This is a genomic window from Amphritea sp. (genome assembly GCF_048266285.1).
In the GTDB taxonomy this organism is placed as follows: Bacteria; Pseudomonadota; Gammaproteobacteria; order Pseudomonadales; family Balneatricaceae; genus Amphritea.
On record NZ_JBLWZV010000003.1, the window covers coordinates 292,053 to 309,101 of the forward strand.

At 49.2% G+C, this 17,049-nt stretch carries 16 protein-coding genes; 7 read left to right on the forward strand and 9 right to left on the reverse strand.

Annotation, left to right across the window (positions count from 1 at the left end; translation table 11 throughout):
- Positions 1 to 72 precede the first annotated feature (72 nt).
- The 3 genes from ACN0T0_RS06685 to ACN0T0_RS06695 all read right to left on the reverse strand — a co-directional run bounded on the left by ACN0T0_RS06685 (position 73) and on the right by ACN0T0_RS06695 (position 4,309).
- Complete coding sequence (locus tag ACN0T0_RS06685) at positions 73 to 1,146, reverse strand: DUF3080 family protein (RefSeq protein WP_417224429.1); 1,074 nt, start codon at positions 1,144 to 1,146, stop codon at positions 73 to 75.
- The gene (locus tag ACN0T0_RS06690; protein ID WP_417224430.1) at positions 1,116 to 2,489 is read right to left on the reverse strand and encodes an MATE family efflux transporter; all 1,374 of its coding nucleotides are present in this window, start codon (positions 2,487 to 2,489) and stop codon (positions 1,116 to 1,118) included. Before ACN0T0_RS06690 ends, ACN0T0_RS06685 begins: the two co-directional genes overlap by 31 nt.
- Before the next feature lie 77 nt (positions 2,490 to 2,566).
- On the reverse strand, positions 2,567 to 4,309 hold the full coding sequence (locus ACN0T0_RS06695) for a PHA/PHB synthase family protein (RefSeq protein WP_417224431.1): 1,743 nt from the start codon (positions 4,307 to 4,309) through the stop codon (positions 2,567 to 2,569).
- Between the two features lie 456 nt (positions 4,310 to 4,765).
- Here ACN0T0_RS06695 and ACN0T0_RS06700 point away from each other — a divergent pair, with 456 nt between their 5' ends.
- Complete coding sequence (locus ACN0T0_RS06700; RefSeq protein ID WP_417224433.1) at positions 4,766 to 5,020, forward strand: glutaredoxin family protein; 255 nt, start codon at positions 4,766 to 4,768, stop codon at positions 5,018 to 5,020.
- Here the strand turns inward: ACN0T0_RS06700 and ACN0T0_RS06705 are convergent.
- On the reverse strand, positions 5,017 to 5,814 hold the full coding sequence (locus tag ACN0T0_RS06705) for a TatD family hydrolase (RefSeq protein WP_417224435.1): 798 nt from the start codon (positions 5,812 to 5,814) through the stop codon (positions 5,017 to 5,019). The two genes, ACN0T0_RS06700 and ACN0T0_RS06705, sit on opposite strands and share 4 nt — an antisense overlap.
- Before the next feature lie 31 nt (positions 5,815 to 5,845).
- Entirely contained in the window at positions 5,846 to 7,861 is a 2,016-nt protein-coding gene (locus ACN0T0_RS06710) for a transglycosylase SLT domain-containing protein (protein WP_417224436.1), read from the reverse strand.
- 213 nt (positions 7,862 to 8,074) lie between these two features.
- On the opposite strand from ACN0T0_RS06710, the gene ACN0T0_RS06715 reads away from it, so the two are divergent.
- Complete coding sequence (locus ACN0T0_RS06715) at positions 8,075 to 9,949, forward strand: ATP-binding cassette domain-containing protein (RefSeq protein ID WP_417224438.1); 1,875 nt, start codon at positions 8,075 to 8,077, stop codon at positions 9,947 to 9,949.
- A gap of 57 nt (positions 9,950 to 10,006) precedes the next feature.
- Here the strand turns inward: ACN0T0_RS06715 and ACN0T0_RS06720 are convergent, their stop codons facing one another.
- Positions 10,007 to 10,450, reverse strand: coding sequence for a universal stress protein (locus tag ACN0T0_RS06720; RefSeq protein WP_417224440.1), 444 nt, complete (start codon positions 10,448 to 10,450; stop codon positions 10,007 to 10,009).
- A 95-nt stretch (positions 10,451 to 10,545) separates the two neighbouring features.
- Between ACN0T0_RS06720 and ACN0T0_RS06725 the strand changes: the two genes are divergently transcribed.
- Together ACN0T0_RS06725 and ACN0T0_RS06730 are read left to right on the forward strand one after the other, a co-directional pair.
- Positions 10,546 to 11,052, forward strand: a complete 507-nt coding sequence (locus tag ACN0T0_RS06725) for a hypothetical protein (protein WP_417224442.1) — start codon at positions 10,546 to 10,548, stop codon at positions 11,050 to 11,052.
- Between the two features lie 29 nt (positions 11,053 to 11,081).
- Complete coding sequence (locus ACN0T0_RS06730; RefSeq protein WP_417224443.1) at positions 11,082 to 11,306, forward strand: DUF1653 domain-containing protein; 225 nt, start codon at positions 11,082 to 11,084, stop codon at positions 11,304 to 11,306.
- A gap of 16 nt (positions 11,307 to 11,322) precedes the next feature.
- Here ACN0T0_RS06730 and ACN0T0_RS06735 read toward each other — a convergent pair whose 3' ends face one another.
- Complete coding sequence (locus ACN0T0_RS06735) at positions 11,323 to 12,045, reverse strand: DNA topoisomerase I (protein WP_417224445.1); 723 nt, start codon at positions 12,043 to 12,045, stop codon at positions 11,323 to 11,325.
- Between the two features lie 207 nt (positions 12,046 to 12,252).
- Between ACN0T0_RS06735 and topA the strand changes: the two genes are divergently transcribed.
- The 3 genes from topA to ACN0T0_RS06750 all read left to right on the forward strand — a co-directional run bounded on the left by topA (position 12,253) and on the right by ACN0T0_RS06750 (position 15,851).
- Complete coding sequence (gene topA, locus ACN0T0_RS06740; RefSeq protein ID WP_417224447.1) at positions 12,253 to 14,907, forward strand: type I DNA topoisomerase; 2,655 nt, start codon at positions 12,253 to 12,255, stop codon at positions 14,905 to 14,907.
- Between the two features lie 13 nt (positions 14,908 to 14,920).
- A complete protein-coding gene (locus ACN0T0_RS06745) occupies positions 14,921 to 15,445 on the forward strand; it encodes a DUF6586 family protein (protein ID WP_417224448.1) in 525 nt (174 codons plus the stop codon).
- Between the two features lie 109 nt (positions 15,446 to 15,554).
- A complete protein-coding gene (locus ACN0T0_RS06750; protein ID WP_417224450.1) occupies positions 15,555 to 15,851 on the forward strand; it encodes a hypothetical protein in 297 nt (98 codons plus the stop codon).
- 44 nt (positions 15,852 to 15,895) lie between these two features.
- Here ACN0T0_RS06750 and ACN0T0_RS06755 read toward each other — a convergent pair whose 3' ends face one another.
- Positions 15,896 to 16,351 (reverse strand): cell division inhibitor SulA, encoded by a 456-nt coding sequence (locus ACN0T0_RS06755; protein WP_417224452.1) that lies wholly within the window; start codon positions 16,349 to 16,351, stop codon positions 15,896 to 15,898.
- A 2-nt stretch (positions 16,352 to 16,353) separates the two neighbouring features.
- Positions 16,354 to 16,962 carry a transcriptional repressor LexA gene (lexA, locus tag ACN0T0_RS06760; protein ID WP_417224511.1) on the reverse strand — a complete coding sequence of 203 codons (609 nt, stop codon included), beginning with the start codon at positions 16,960 to 16,962 and terminating at the stop codon, positions 16,354 to 16,356.
- Between the last annotated feature and the right edge of the window lie 87 nt (positions 16,963 to 17,049).

Here is a 17,049-nt window from a genome sequence, read left to right on the forward strand (position 1 = left end):
AACAATAACTTTATTGTTTCATAGTCAGGCGCAGAACACCTGTATTATTTACTCAAAATGTTGCTGGGCTGATTATGATCCGTTTGGCATGAGATTACATTGTGTTAGCAAGCCTTGCCATGCCTCTGTGTGTCGATTTCTCGCTTGAGTATAGCGCTGCCATAGTGGTGATTCAGGTGTAAGCATCAAGCGCTGATATTGCTGCATCGATTTAGGAATATGCTGGAAGTGTTGCAGCAGTTGTTGATTAAGGTCGAGCCACTCACGGCCTTGGTTATGTATTTTGGCCATATAGGGCTGTAGTTCAGCGGCATAATATTTATTGAATACATTTTTGACAATCAGGGCTGTAGGGTTGGCTTGGTTGTTATAGCACAAGGGGCGTTTAGCAAGGCGCTGTTCAATCACATCGGCGGTATGTTCTAAAGTTTCAGTGATTAAAACGATCGAGCGTAACCAGCGACTGCCATAGCGCAGAGTTGATAGTGCCTGATAATGGGGTTCTAGTTGATCTAGGTAATCCGGCTCACGCCAAGTTAATGGCGTTTGCATAATGGGGTTGAGCGCGGCGATGCGGTTGAATAGCTGCAGCGCTTGACGGCTCTGGCTAAAGCCATCCTCGCCGGTCAGCGGTAGGGCCGGTTCGGCGTGGGAGAAGTTTCGCTCCATCGCCTCGCTGGTGAAGATCCCGTTCCATAGCGCCGCTTCCATGTTTTGCTGTTTGATCTGGTAAATTTCGTCAATAGTCTCGATTAGCCCGCTATCAGCATGGTTTTGCTGCAGGGTTTGGCGGCACTGATTGAGTCCACTAAGAAAACGTATTTCATAGACCAGTTGCCGGGAAGGAGGCATTACCTTGCCTAATGAGCTGTTCCGTTCGGCGACCAGTTGCACCAGTTGGCAGTGACGCAGCTTTAATACTTCCAGTAGTCCTTGGCGCAGATCGGTCACTGGGCGTATTCGTTCACGCCTGCGGGGATAGGTCGGCAGTGCTAAAGGGTGGTCGAGATCAAGCTGTGTCTCACTGTCGAGGCTGTTGGAGACCCGGTTACTGTATCGTTCCAGCATGGTTTCAACAGGGCGCTGATCGCAACCCTGTAGTACCAGTATCAAGCTCAGTGCGGTGAAGCAGCGGGTATATGGCATTGTCGTTTAATGTGTCGGTAACGGAGTAATAACAGTATAGCGCCAACGGTTAAGCCGGCGATCATGCCTAGCCAGAAACCTTTGGGTCCAGAGGCGGGGGTGATTAAATCCGTCAGGCCGAGGGTATATCCCAGCGGTAGTCCGATCAACCAGTAAGCGGTAAAGACAATCAACAATGGATAGACCGTATCTTTATGACCCCGTAGCAAGCCGGCGCTGGCAACTTGAATCGCATCGGGTATTTGAAATATAGCGGCGATCAGTAATAGGCTGCTGGCGAGTGTGACAATGTCATGGTCGGGGGTGTAGAGCTGAGCGATCGGCACTGAAAGTAGAGCGATCAGTGTACAGGTCGTGATGGAGGTTAAAATCACAATCATATAGCCGCTAGCCGCGGTGACTCGGGCGCCGTGATAGTCTTTGCGGCCGATATTCTGACCGATTCTGATGGTCAGGGCCATGGCGATACTCAGAGGAATCATAAACACCATGCCGGTAAAACTAAGGGTGATTTGATGGGCGGCAATAACCTGTTCGCCTAAGCGGGCAATTAGCAGGGCAATAACGGAAAACATACTGACTTCTATCAGCATGGTAAAACCGATGGGGACGCCGATACGAAGAATATTGGCGAAGTAAACGGCCTTAAAACGCGGCCGAATAATAAGGTTTAGGTGGCGAAAGTGGCGAGAATAGCGCAAATATGCAGCGCCACTGAGCGCCATGATCCACATCACAATGGTAGTTGCCCAGCCGCAACCGACGCCGCCGAGTTCTGGGAAGCCAAATTTACCGTAGATTAATACGTAGTTCAGAGGGATATTACAGAGTAACGCAAAAATGCCGATTTTCATTAGCGGTTGAGTCTTGCCGAGTCCTTCAGAATAACTACGGCAGGCTTGATACAGCATAATGCCGGGCACGCCCCATGATAGTGCTTCGAGGTAGCCCAATGTTTTGGTTTTAAGGCTGCCGCTGACCTGCATCATCTCTAACACGGGGGCCATATTGCGTAAGATGAGCCAGGCTAGCACACTGACACAGAGCGCAATCAATACCCCTTGATGAAAGATCAAGCGGGTTCTGCGTAGTTGATGATTGCCTGCATGATTAGCCACCATCGGGGTAACGGCCATCAATACGCTGCTGAGTGAAATCAGCACCGGCAGCCAGATACCCGAGCCCAACGCCACAGCGGCCAGGTCTTCAGCGCTATATCGGGCCGCCATCAGCGTATCGACAAAGCCCATGGCGGCCTTCGATAGCTCTGCCACTAGAATAGGAATGGCGAGTGATAGAATATTTCGGCTCTCGTGCAGAGAGCATAACGGTATGTATTTCAATAGCGATCAAATTATTAAAGTGACGGAAATAAAAAAACCGAGGCGCAGGCCCCGGTTTCTGATGGTTGCGGAGTCTGCTAGTCGATACGAGCGGTAACGTAACGGCCCGGAGCCGGTTCAATCGCTGGTAACTCTTTATTGCCGTACTCTTTAGGGGCGTCAACTTTTTTGCCAGATTTTGGCTTGAGCCATTTAGCCCAGTTTGGCCACCAGCTGCCTTCTTGGCGCTCGGCAGTTTCAAGCCAGTGATCGGCTCCCTGACCTAGCTCACCGCCGGTCCAGTAGTTACGACGATTCTTAGAGGCTGGATTGACAACACCGGCAACGTGGCCGCTGGCACCCAGCACAAACTCGACCTTACCCTGCATCAGTTCGGTCCCTTTAAAGGTCCCTTTCCAAGGTGCGATATGATCGTCGATAGCAGACATGAAATAGACTGGAATCTTGATATCACGTAGGTCAATGGACTCACCGCAGATAGTCAGGCCGCCGGGCTCTACCAGCTTGTTATTGATGTACATCTCATTGATATAGAAGTTGTACATATTAGCAGGCAGGTTGGTGGAGTCGGAGTTCCAGTAAAGAATATCGAACGGTGCTGGATTCTGACCTTTCAGGTAGTTGTTAACGACGTAAGACCAGATTAAGTCATTAGAGCGAAGCATGTTGAAAGAGGCGGCCAAGTCGCGGCCGTTAAGTAGGCCTTGCTCATCGACTTTATCGGTTAATTGCTTAACCTGCTGTTCATCGATAAACACTCTTAGATCACCTGGATCTGTAAAGTCAGTCAGGGTTGTCAGGAAGGTTGCAGAGGCAACGGATTCATCTTTACGTTTAGCCATCACCGCCAGTGTTGAGGCAAGGATAGTACCGCCGATACACCATGAGACGCAGTTGATTTTATCTTGGTCGGTGATTTTCTTCACCGCGTCAATGGCTTTTATGGTGCCATTGTCGACGTAATCATCCCAAGAAAGGTCACGCTGCTCAGTGGTTGGGTTAACCCAAGAGACCAAGAATACGTTCAAGCCTTGTTCGAGGCAGTACTTAACGTAGGAGTTATGCTCTTGCAGGTCGAGAATGTAAAATTTATTAATGCAAGGAGGGATAATTAGCGTTGGCCGGCTGTATACCTGATCAGTGGTTGGCTTGTATTGAATCAGCTGCAGCATTTCGTTCTCAAAAACGACCGCGCCTTCAGATGTCGCTATATTTTCACCCAAGGTGAATGCGGATTCATCTGTCATGGTGATGCGGCCTTTCTCAACATCGCCGAGCAGGTTTTGCAGGCCATCAACAAGGCTTTGCCCCTTGGTTTCCAATGCTTGTTGCAGTACTTCAGGATTGGTCAGGGCGAAGTTGGTGGGAGACATGGCATCGGTATATTGCTGAGTGTAGAACTCTAGCTTGCGTTGCTCAGTTTCACTCAGGTTCGCTTTAGAGGCCATCTGGTTAAGCAGATCTGATGTCAGCAGGTAAGATTGTTTGATATAAGAGAATACAGGGTTTTGGCTCCACTCTTCGGCAGCGAAACGGCGGTCGCCCTTGAGCGGTTCCGCGATTGGCTTGTCTACCGCTTTGCCGGTTAGGATGTTTTGCCACAAGCTGATTTGCGCTTGCTGATAGTCAGAGATAGCTCGCACCCAGACAGATGGGTCTTCGAAAGAACGAGCAGCCAGATCAGTCCATGACTGGGTGAACTTCTTAAAGACGTCGTCACTGCCATTCTGAGAATACATCTCAAGAACTTTCTTGCTTTCCTTATTCAGATAATTAATGAATTCTTGTGGATTAGAGAGAATGTTGCTGTTGTTTTCCATATAACTGCCTTCTATCTGAAGCCTATCTTAGTCATCGGTGCAAACGTCTGAGGAGAGCCGACACCCGTGTATTGTTATAACTGCCTGCTGTTCTGTCGTATGAAGCTCAATATTAAATACAATGTTTAAACAGAGTCATTGAGCATAGACAACTTGATGCGGCGCAGCAAGCTTCTATTGCACTACTTTAGTTAGACGCTTCGGGGAGTTACGCTGCGACGCTATGGAAATCTAACCAAAATATGTTGCGGTTGTTCGGTGCTGCGGCTATTGCGCCTAGATGTTGATGTCATTATCGGCCCCATACCGGAACTTGTCGACGAGGGTTTTATCGCTTTTGTTGAGGGCGATGCAATAGGCAGGGGAAAACCCAAAAAAGAGTTTATGTTGTTATATAATCAGACGAGTTTTGTTCATTATCGATTATGAGGTCTTTTAGGCCACTTAGGAGACCTTATGCGTCAGTTTCTGCTGATGAGCAGTGAGGGTTGTCATCTTTGTGATGAAGCCGCAGACATACTTATCGCTCAGCTTAATCCCAGTCAACATCTGTTAGATGAAGTAGATATTGCTTACGACGATGCCTTAATGGAAAAATATGGTGTGTTGATTCCGGTACTCGTCGATGAGGCCAGCGGTGCTGAACTACGCTGGCCCTTCGATGCTGAAGGCGTTGGCGAGTTTATTCGTCAGATTGAAACCCAGGCCTAACGGAAGCCGAATAAGCGTTGATTGTTCTGTTGTGTTTGCTGTGCCAATGCTTGTGGGTCTTCGCCTCTGGCTTTAGCCACCTCATTGAGAATATGAGGTAGATAGGCGGGCAAATTACGACGGCTTTTGGGCTTAGGTTTGAGATTGCGCGGCAGTAGGTAAGGGGCATCCGTTTCGAGCAGCAGACGATCCGCTGGAATATCTTTGACTAAGTTGAGTAGCTCAAGGCCTCTACGTTCGTCACAGATCCAGCCGGTAATGCCGATATACAGATCGAGATCGAGGTAATTGTATAGTGCTTCTCGGTTGCCGGTAAAGCAATGAGCAACGGCGCCATGTAGGTCGTCGTGATGCAGCCTGAGCATCTCGAGCTGTTGTTGATGGGCATCCCGTTCATGGAGGAACAGGGGTAACGCCGCTTCACTGGCCAGCTCTAAATGTTGTTCAAAGGAGTTGATCTGTTGTGCGGGCGGTGACGCATTACGGTTGAAATCCAATCCTGTTTCACCCACCGCCACGACCTCGGGATGTTTGAGTAGCGCGGTTAAGGTTGCTCGCCCCTCGCTGGTAAAGGTTTTGCTGTAGTGGGGGTGAACCCCTGCGGTGCAAAACAGTTGGCCGGGGTGTTGCTGACAAAGGCTAAGTGCCTGTTCACTGTCATCAACGTTAGTGCCTGTAATGAGCAGTCGCGCCACGCCAGCAGTCACCGCATCAGCAATGACAGCTTCTCGATCGGCGTCAAAGGCGCTATCGGTGAGGTTAACACCGATATCCGTTAGGTCGCTTGCATGCATTTTGGTCTATCTGCCGTTAATGAGTTAAAACCTACTGAGTATTATGCCGGATAAAGTCTCTCAGCTGTTCCGCCTGATGGGCACCGGTTGAGCTTTGCAGTGCGACTCTAAAGGCGGTTTGGCCTTCGGGCAGGTGGGTGGGCTTGCCGGCCAGCGTTCGATAGACCGCATGATAGGCCATGACATTCATCACATAACGGCGGGTTTCGGTGAATGGAATCGTTTCGATCCAGATATCAATCGGTAATTCACCCCGCTGTTTTAGCCATCGGTTGACCCGGCTAGGGCCAGCGTTGTAGGCGGCGGTGGCATACACCTGATTGTTGTTAAACTTCTTCTGCATTTCGGCGAGATACGCGACACCAAGGTTAATATTGGTACTCGGCTGATACAGCTCGCTGACTTGCTTGTACGGAATGTCGTTATGTTTAGCGGTCATTTTCGCGGTTTTGGGCATCAGCTGCATCAAACCGCGAGCACCTACGCGAGAGCGCGCATGGGGCTGATAGGCGCTTTCTTGTCGGGCAATTGCCCGTGCCCAGTTGGTATCGATATTAAACTTGCCAGCCAATGTGGCAAAGGTATCCGAATAGGGCATAGGGAAACGCAGCGCGATATCATCCCAGTATTTGGCTTTGGCGACACCAATAATCGCCATATTATGCCAGCCCCAGCGGTGCAGTACTGTGGCAGCGGTGCGCAGTTGCTCGGCATCGTACTGGCGAGTGAATTGGTTCCATTCACGGCGGGCTAGGTAGCGCTGGTCTAACTGGTAAAGCTCGTGCATACGTTGCATGGCTGGTGCGCTTGCCTGTTGCAGTACGGCTTTTTCAACGACTTTATCTTGCTGAGGGTTCAAGCGGAAGCTGGTTTGCAGCGTGCGAGCGGCTAATAAACCGTAATAGCTGCGCTCGGTGCTGAGTTTTACAAACGCATCGGAGTAGGCCGGCTGAAGCCCTTTGATATGGCTGGCAGATAGGGTTTTCCAATAGACCCAGCGTTCATCCTGCTGCATCTCTGCGGGCATTTCGTCGATCAGTTGATGTACTTTATTCCAATTAAGATCCGTCAGTGCCAATTTGATACGGCGTTCCTGAATCTCTTCATCCTGGGTGGTGTTTAATCGTTTAAGTAAACCGTCGGTGTGTTTGTCGGGAATGTTCGCTAGGCGACGTGCCAAAGTGCGGCTGAGCTTTTGCTGCTCATCTTGGTTGAAAGATCGACTTGAGCGAACTTTAAACCAAGCTTGTGTCGCTGCTTGTGGGCTCTTTCTTGAAAGGCGATCAATACCATATAGGTAGGTTATACGGCTAGCCACGGTATCACCGGGGAAATAAGTGGGGTCTGTAATGAGGGCCGGGTCTTTGCGGACACTGAGAAAGCGTTCGACGGCTTTCTTCTGTTTAGCGTCCTTAATATAACGTTGCAGATAAACAGCCAAATTCATATTGTTGTTGTCAGCTGCTTTCCAGAAACGTTGATAAGCGAGCTTACTGCTTGGAGCGTTGTGTTGCTTCATCCAATGGCTGAATACTGAATCGCAGGCGCTAGAGACCGAGTGGCCTGCATTCCAGAGGGTATCAATGCCTTTAACTGCAAGACTTGCTTGGCCTGTTTGTAGCAGAGCGTTGCGGTAGTGGCACTCAGACAGCTCATTTCTGACCGTTGAACCTTTATAGGCGACGATATAGTCTTTCCAGCGTTTATGGGTGGCCAGATAGTTAAGCCATTTTTGCTCAAGCGGGTAAACCGTCGGTACATCCGCATATTGTTTGGCATAAAGATCGATATGGTGCTGTGTAACGGCTGCGAAATTATGTGTCAGTTCCTGCTGTTCCAGATAAGGATACAGGGGGTACTGAGTCAACTGTGCTTTAAGTTGATAATACTCATCCAGATTATCGTTATTTAGCTGTTTGAGTGATTTTTGATAGAGACGTCGTGATGCTTCAGACGAATCTGCAACCGCGGTTCCCGCTACAAAAAAGCAGAGTAATAAACTGCAAACGAGACGGGGGCGTAAGGTATTGCTGTTTTTATAAGACATCATCCATCTTTGTCGGTAGTTGCATGTATATCAATCATAGCGGCAAAGCGAACCTAAACTCGAGAAAAATATGGTCTAAAGGGGTGAAATTTCATTCTCAGCGGCTATCTCAGGCGTCTACCGGAGGGTGTGCGTAAATATATTGTGATTGCGTACCACCGCCGAGTGGTTTTTCTGTAGAATATGCGGCCAACGTTTTTGATGGATTTAAGCATGGCTCTGATCAGACTGGACAAGGTCTCCGTCGCCTTTGGCGATAAACAACTGCTCGATCATATCGACTTTCAACTGGATAAAGGCGAACGGGTTGCCTTAGTGGGCATTAATGGCGCGGGTAAATCGACCCTGCTGAAAGTGCTGGCACGGCATCAAGCAACTGATGATGGTGAAATCTGGCAGGATGGCGGCGCTCGAGTGGCGGAACTGTCGCAGATGCTACCTGCCGCTGATGAACGCAAGGTGCGCGATGTCGTGGCTTCCGGTTGTGCTGAAACCGTTGATCTGCTGAACCGTTATGAAGCTTTGGCGATGAGCCAAAGTGATACGGATATGGCTGAACTGGAACGGTTGCAACATAAAATCGAACTCGTTGACGGCTGGCACCTTGAGCAGAAAATCGTGCAGGTGTTGGAACGTCTAGAATTAGATGGCGAACAGCTTATGTCGGCGCTATCTGGCGGTTGGCGCCGTCGTGCGGCGCTCGGCGCGGCATTGGTTCAGTCCCCCGATATATTATTGCTCGATGAGCCAACCAACCATTTGGATATCGAAACCATCGAATGGCTGGAAAAGCAGATCATGGAGTTCCGTGGGGGCGTGTTATTTATTTCCCATGACCGTTCATTGGTTGAGCGTTTGGCGACCCGTATTGTTGAACTGGATCGCGGTAATCTCACCTCTTTTCCCGGCAATTATTCCGCTTATTTAGCACAAAAAGAGAAAATGCTTGAGGAAGAGGAGCGTCATAACGCCCTATTTGATAAGCGCTTAGCCGAAGAAGAAAAGTGGATTCGTCAGGGCATTAAGGCCCGTCGTACCCGTAATGAAGGCCGTGTCCGTGCACTTAAAGATTTGCGCGTGGAGCGCTCCCAGCGTCGTGATAAGCAGGGCAAAGCTAAATTCCAAGTAGAGCAAGCGGACCGTTCGGGCAAAATCGTGATCGAAGTGGAAGGTGTTACCCACGGCTATAACGGTGATACTGTGTTACGTGATCTAACACTCTCTATTCAGCGTGGTGATCGTATCGGTCTGATCGGCCCGAACGGTGTGGGTAAAAGTACGCTATTGAAAGTACTGTTAGGGCAAATTCAGCCGGATCAAGGTGCGGTTAAACTCGGCACCAGTCTTAATGTTGCCTATTTCGATCAGTTGCGAGGCAAGCTCGACCCGGAAAAAACGATTATTGATAATATTTCCGAAGGCCGTGAGAGTATTTCGATCAATGGTAAATCACGTCATATTATTAGTTATTTGAGTGATTTTCTGTTCTCTCCGGAACGTGCACGCACCCCGGTGAAGGCGTTGTCCGGTGGTGAATGTAACCGGGTGATGTTGGCTAAGTTATTTAGTCAGCCATCCAACTTGTTAGTGCTTGATGAGCCGACCAATGATTTGGATATTGAAACCCTAGAGCTGCTTGAGGAGATCTTGTTAGAGTACAAGGGTACCCTGTTGTTGGTCAGTCATGACCGGGCATTCTTGGATAATGTGGTGACTTCCACCTTGGTGTTCGAAGGCAACGGCAAGGTTCAGGAATATGTCGGGGGCTATGAAGACTGGTTACGGCAGCGTGCTGAGATCAACCGGCCGGTGGAAAAGCCTACCGCTAAAGCAGTGGTGGAGCCCGTTAAAGCGGAACCGGCGAAGAAGAAACTAAGTTACAAGTTGCAGCGAGAGTTGGATCTACTGCCGGGGCAGTTAGAACAGCTTGAAGGCGAGATCGAACAACTGCATATAGAAACCGGCGCGGCTGATTTTTATAACGGCGATCATGCGCAAGTTGCGGCTAAGTTAGCAGCATTGCAAAGCAAAGAAGCAGCGCTGGAAAAACTAATGGATCGCTGGGTGGAACTAGAGGCGATGCAGTAATACGCGCATCGCCTAACAATCTAGGATGATCGTGTAGAGCGCAGAGAAAGGGGAGTGTTACTCTTCTTTCTCGGTTACTCTGATCGCCAGTACGTCGCATTTAGCGCCGTGCAGGATGCCATTGGCAGTTGAGCCTAACAGCAATGCCAGCCCGTGACGTCCATGGCTGCCGACAATAATTAGATCGCACCCCTGTTCGTCAGCGACTTTGTGAATTTCAGTTTCAGTGTGACCTGAAACCACATGACATTGCTTAACGGGGTAGTCTAGCTGTTGACTAAAGCGAGTCATCTTGCTTTGTGCGTGCTCATCAAGCTGTGCTTGAATCGCGGTTAAGTCCATCGGAACGTCACCGCCGTAAGCAAAGCTCAGCGGCTCGATAACGTGAATCATGGATAGCTCAGCGTTAGAGCATTCGGCCAGTTGTTTTACTTTGTCGATCAATTGATCAGATTCTTCTGATAAATCAGTCGCTACTAAGATGTGTTTATAAAGGGACATGGGAATTGCTCCTGTTGATTCCTAATAATGAGAATAACATAGAATCTCTGGTTCTAATTATGACCGGTGTCAACCCGGTTAGTCGAGGGCATTAAATGAAGTGGGCCATTATTATTTTAATTATGATGTCATTGCTAGGGTCGATGATGTGGGTGATGCCAAGTCCACGGCAGCGGTTTCTTGCCAAACTGCGTCAACAGGCGTCTAAACATGGCTTTCAGGTGCAGATGGTGCGCATGACGCCGCCCCGTGCAGCGGGCCAGGTGAAGCCTGAAACCTTGATGGCAACAGCCTATCGTTTGCCTCGCTATAACCTGGAAAAAGCCCATCGCAATAACTTCACCGAGTGGCAGGTTTTTCGTCAGATTGCCGTGGCCAATGAGGGCTTGCCTGAAGGTTGGTGTTGGGGCAGTGGTGAGCGTTGCTTGAACGAGCAGCAACTAGCGGTTTTGAATACATTGATAGAGCAGTTGCCAGCAGGCGTCTCTTCGATCGAGTCAACACCGGTGCATATTTCGTTATATTGGGATGAACGTGGTGATGAAAACAGCTTGGATGAGTTTCAAGCGTTACTCAAGCCCTTTATTGACCAGCAGTTTTAATCATGAATAGGCAAGATAGAGGAGCGACTATGACGCTTAAAACGGGTATTTACCGTCATTACAAAGGCGCAGATTACGAAGTGCTGCATCTCGCTCGGCATTCCGAAACGGAAGAGTGGTTAGTAGTGTATCGCCCCTGTTATGGCGAGCGAGGCATCTGGGTGCGGCCGTTGGCGATGTTTACTGAAACCGTGACCGGTGCGGATGGCCAATCGGTTGGCCGATTTGAATATCTAAACGCCGCTTCAAACTGAGGTCGGCGCTTAATACTTATTCTTCTTTATTTTCTTTCTGGCTTAAGAGATCAACAGAGGCGGCCAAGTTGCCGGTAGCCATGGCGCTACTGGGTCTTGCGCGGTTGAGAAGATCTCTAATCCTATCGATATATTCTTGTTTTTGCTTCTGCGGCACGTTGGCACGAGCAACCATCGCTTTAGCATGTTTGTAGTGGGACATGGCTACTAACTTATCGCCCCGCTCGAGATAGTGATTACCCTGATTGATATGGGCATCGGCAAATACGCAAACATGCAACCAGTAAAGATCATGCTGAAACTGCTTGGCCCGGGCTACACTGAGCTTGTTAAGTTGCGCCATCTCGATACAGAGTTTTTCGGCATGTTGAATATGGATTTGAGCTTTTTTGAGGGCGCGATCGTTGTTAAAACCACCGGGTACCGCAGTGATGCGGTCGGTACTTTCTTTTTGTGCACCGATATCCTGAAGGAGTTCCGATTCGGGGGCCAGTGTTGAAATTTCTTCGATCATGCTGACAACGTAGCCGCTCAAAGCATCGGTTATTTCCGTGCGACAGTTGGCTTCCCTCAGCACGGCAAGGCTTTCTAGGGTTTCGGCTGACTTCTTATTCAGCTCTTTCAGACGCTTATTGCGGTATTCATTTTGCTGTTCTCTGGTAGAGAAATAATTGTTCACCAGCAACGCCACGAAACCGACTGCGATTAAAGAAAAAAGAAAAATCAGGTTGTCTTGCAACATATTCTCAGGTAGTTGTAATTAAGGAACGGGCTAATATTGGCGGCAGCATACTGTATTTAAGCTACCAGAAACATACCTTTATTAGCCAATAATCTTGATTAATTGGCGTGTTTTTTTTAGCAGAAGCTTGACCCTGCTGGTTACAGCCCTTATATATGCACGCTGTTTTGTATTGTCACCTCGTCCTTTAAGGATTTTATTTATATGGGAAAGTCCCTAGTTATAGTTGAGTCACCTGCCAAAGCGAAAACCATAAACAAGTATCTGGGTAACCAGTTTGTGGTTAAATCGAGCGTGGGCCACATTCGGGATCTGCCCACCAGTGGCTCGGGTAATGGGACCGCATCGGATCCAAAAGAACGCGCTCGTCAGGCTGCGATAACCCGTAAATTGTCACCGGAAGATAAAATCCGGCACAAGGCTGAAAAGAGTAAAAAACAACTGATTGCTCGTATGGGTGTTGATCCCGAACATAACTGGGATGCCCGTTATGAGATCTTGCCCGGTAAAGAAAAAGTCGTTGATGAATTGAGACGACTAGCGAAAGATGCAGACACAATCTATCTCGCAACCGATTTGGACCGCGAGGGGGAGGCGATTGCCTGGCACCTGCGGGAAGCGATTGGTGGTGAAGATTCACGTTATAAACGTGTGGTATTTAACGAAATTACTGAAAAAGCGATTCAGGAAGCATTTAAGCAACCGGGTGAGCTTGATATTAACCGAGTTAATGCGCAGCAGGCGCGTCGATTCCTTGATCGCGTGGTCGGTTACATGGTGTCGCCGCTGTTATGGGCCAAGGTTGCCCGTGGCTTGTCGGCTGGACGGGTGCAATCGGTCGCTGTACGTTTGCTAGTTGAGCGTGAAAAAGAGATTCGCAGCTTTATCCCTGAAGAGTTCTGGGAGTTACATGCCGATGTCGAGTCGGACAAAAAAGAAGCATTGCGCTTTCAGGTCGAAAAATATCAGGGCAAGGCGTTCCGTCCTGTCAGTGGTGCCGAGACTGATGGATATGTTGCGCAGCTGAAAAAAGAAGCCTTTCAGGTCACGAATCGTCAGGATCGTCCAACGAGTAGTCGTCCTTCGTCCCCTTTCATCACCTCAACCCTGCAGCAGGCGGCGAGTACCCGACTGAGCTTTGGTGTGAAGAAAACCATGATGCTGGCGCAGCGACTCTATGAAGCTGGCTATATCACCTACATGCGGACCGACTCGACCAATTTAAGTGCTGAAGCCGTTGCTACCTGCCGCGAATATATTAATGAGAACTTTGGCAGCAAGTATCTGCCTGAAAAACCTAACTCCTATAGCAGCAAAGAGGGCGCTCAGGAGGCGCACGAGGCGATTCGTCCTTCAGATGTAAGTATCGAGGCTACTTCGTTAAAAGGCATGGAGAGGGACGCTGAACGCCTCTATGAGCTCATTCGGCGGCAGTTCATGGCGTGTCAGATGACGCCGGCCCTCTACACCAGTACACGGGTAACCATTACGGCGGGTGAATTTGAATTACGCACCAAAGGTCGGATTTTGCGCTTTGATGGTTATACGCGAGTGATGAATAGCCGGGGTAAAGATGACGATATTATCTTGCCAGATGTGAAGCAGGGCGATGTATTGCAACTGCAACAGCTAGATCCTAAGCAGCATTTTACTAAGCCTGCACCCCGTTATACCGAAGCGAGTTTGGTTAAAGAGCTAGAAAAACGAGGCATTGGCCGGCCGTCCACCTATGCGTCGATTATTTCGACGATTCAGGATCGTGGTTATGTGGAAGTCCATAATCGGCGTTTCTATGCTCAGAAAATGGGCGATATTGTTACTGAAAGACTGGTGGAGAACTTCTCTGACCTGATGGATTTTGGCTTTACCGCCCGGATGGAAGAGTCGTTAGATGACATCGCTACTGGCGCAGCCGATTGGAAAGCGTTGCTCAACCAATTTTATGAAGGCTTTAGTAATCGTTTAGAGCTAGCACAAGACCCTGATGACGGGATGCGCTTGAATGCGCCGACAGAAACGGATATTCCTTGTCCTACCTGTGGTCGGATGATGATGGTGCGTACCGGCACAACCGGGGTTTTCTTAGGCTGTTCAGGTTATGCCCTGCCACCGAAAGAGCGCTGCAAAACGACCATGAATCTGGTTCACGGTGATGAGGTTGTCAGTGTCGATGGCGATGATGAAGAAGAGTCGCGTATCCTGCGTAACAAGCACCGTTGTAGTATCTGTGATACGGCGATGGACAGCTATCTGATTGATGAGCAACGTAAGCTGCATATCTGTGGCAACAACCCGGACTGTCCTGGTTTTGAAGTTGAGCAGGGTGCCTTTAAAATCAAGGGTTATGATGGCCCGGTGTTGGAGTGCGACAAGTGTGGTGCTGAGATGCAGTTAAAAACGGGCCGCTTCGGCAAGTTCTTTGGCTGTACAAGTGATACTTGTAAAAACACTCGTAAGTTGTTGAAAAGTGGTGAGGCTGCGCCGCCGAAAATGGATCCGGTGCCGATGCCAGAGTTGCAATGTGATAACGTCGAAGACACCTTTATCTTACGTGATGGTGCATCAGGTATGTTCCTTGCGGCGAGTCAGTTCCCTCGTAAACGGGAAACTCGAGCGCCTAAAGTGTCTGAGCTCTTACCACATAAGAGCGAGATCGATCCCAAATATAGTTTCCTCTTCAGTGCACCGTTAGAAGATGATGATGGCAACCCTGCAATCGTCCGTTACAGCCGTAAAACGAAAGAGCAGTATGTGATGACGGAAGTCGAAGGTAAGGCGACCGGATGGCGTGCTTTCTACAGTGGCGGTAAATGGGTAGTGGAAGCTGCTAAAGCGAAGAAGACAGCAACCAAAAAGTGAGCGGAGGCTTAGTATGAGCGGTGTGTATTTAACCCGTACCAACCAGAAATTAAACTTTACCCGCATCCATTTGGATGCGCTGAAGGTGGCTCAGGAATCGACCGGCTGGAGTAAGCATGCGTTGATTGAATCCTATAATGAGTCGGTATTGTTTCATATGGTGTCGGCATACAGTTCATTGCTCAGAGAGATCGCTGAACAATACAGTTTTGATGCTAACCGGATTAGTAAGCTCAGTCAGCTAACGCAGCAGATGGAGGCGCAGGGGTTGGAAGCACCTGAAGTCGCCGAACTGCAACAGTTACATAATGATACTGACAGTTGGTTGCATCAGTTGCTTGCCGCGTATAAAGCCTGCTGGCGAGCGGAAGACCATCAGCAATCGCAAGGCAAAGCCGAAAGTGTCTCTGAGATACACGTGATGCAGATTAATCCCGACCATGCTGAAGATGGCGATATACTCAGCGAATACCAGCGCTGGTTTAGCGAATTTAAGGCACTGGTCGAACGTATGCGTAATGGTATGCAGGAGTGGTAAAAGAGGAGAGAAGCATCGGTGGTTGAAGGGTTTCTGAGGCCGAGGCTTCTAAGCGTAGTGCTTCACACCGGTGGTTTCGTTCACGTATTTGAGCCGAGTTGAGAAAAATATGTCTAATATGTTTTTGGAAATAATTGAGTTGGATGATGGTCAGATTGCGCTGCGTCGTGCTGATTCCAATGATGAGCCTATTATGCGGATCAGCTTCTCGGACGATGTCAGAGAGCAGCTTGATGAAGAGTGCATTGATGTCGCTAAGGTGATGCTAACAGCGGGTATCCATATGATTTCTGATATGAGCGTCAAGGCATCGGCGAATGGGGATGACGCAGGACTTGGGTTGGAGAATGATCCCGACGCTGAGTTTGACGTGGATTCGCCGGATCAGCCAAGGATTATCCATTAAAAAAACAGCGCCGAGGCGCTGTTTTTTTTTGCTGTATATTTGGCTTAAGCGAGTCGGCGATCACGGATCACGATACCATGGCTTTTACCGTTAACCGCCGCAGCTTCGAGGCCGCTGAGTTCTTCATTGCTGAGTACGCCGGGCCAGCTGATAACCGCATGGCAAGTGCCAGCTTTGAGAGCTTGGCAGGCCAATTGATAGGTTGAGTGGCCTTGATCAGGTTGCAGCAGCATCACCTTCTTGAGGTCGATGCCGGCAGCTTCAAGTAAGCTCTTCGGTAGAGATGCCGGCGGTGCTATCCAGGCAAACCAACGATCATCTTTACTGAGTTGTGCTAAGAGTGGCAGTAGCATGGTCATTTGCCCAAAATCACTGCCTTGCAAAACAATTTCCGTTACCTTGCCGGCCAGTTCCGGGTGGTTTGATGGTACGGCGACCGGACGAATAAAACCGGGCAGTACGGAATCTGAGCTGTTGAGACTGCTAACTGCGTGCAACATGATTACTGTCCTCTTCTGATAACCCCAACACCGAGACCTTCAATGGAAAGTTCCTGCTTCTGCAGATCGACCACAATGGGTTCGAACTCTTCATTCTCAGCGATTAGGTAGACAAGATTACCTTTTCGTTTAAAGCGTTTGACGGTGACATCATTATCTATTCGGGCAACCACAATTTCGCCGTCTTTAGCCGCCTGACACTGGTGCACTGCCAGTAAGTCGCCATCCATAATACCGACGTTCTTCATGCTGGTGCCACGCACCCGAAGTAGGTAGTCGGCTGGCGGGTGGAAAAAGTCTGAGGCGATAGTAATGCGCTCTTCGACGTTTTCCTGTGCCAGAATCGGCTCACCCGCCGCGACTTGACCGACAACCGGCAAACCAGGGTCTTCGTCATCAAATCCAGGGATTCGAATGCCGCGGGAGGTGCCGGGGATCATCTCAATGGCTCCTTTACGGGCCAATGCTTTGAGGTGCTCTTCGGCGGCGTTAGCTGATTTAAACCCCAGCGCTTTAGCGATATCTGCCCGAGTAGGCGGATAGCCGGTGGTGCTGATGCAGTGTTTAATGCATTCAAGTACATCTGTTTGGCGTTGTGTCAGTTTCATGATGAACTCTGTGTTTTTATCCAGTAGCTGTAACTATATACAGTATTCTGGCTTTGTAAACATTTTTCTGTCTATTTATCCAGTATTATT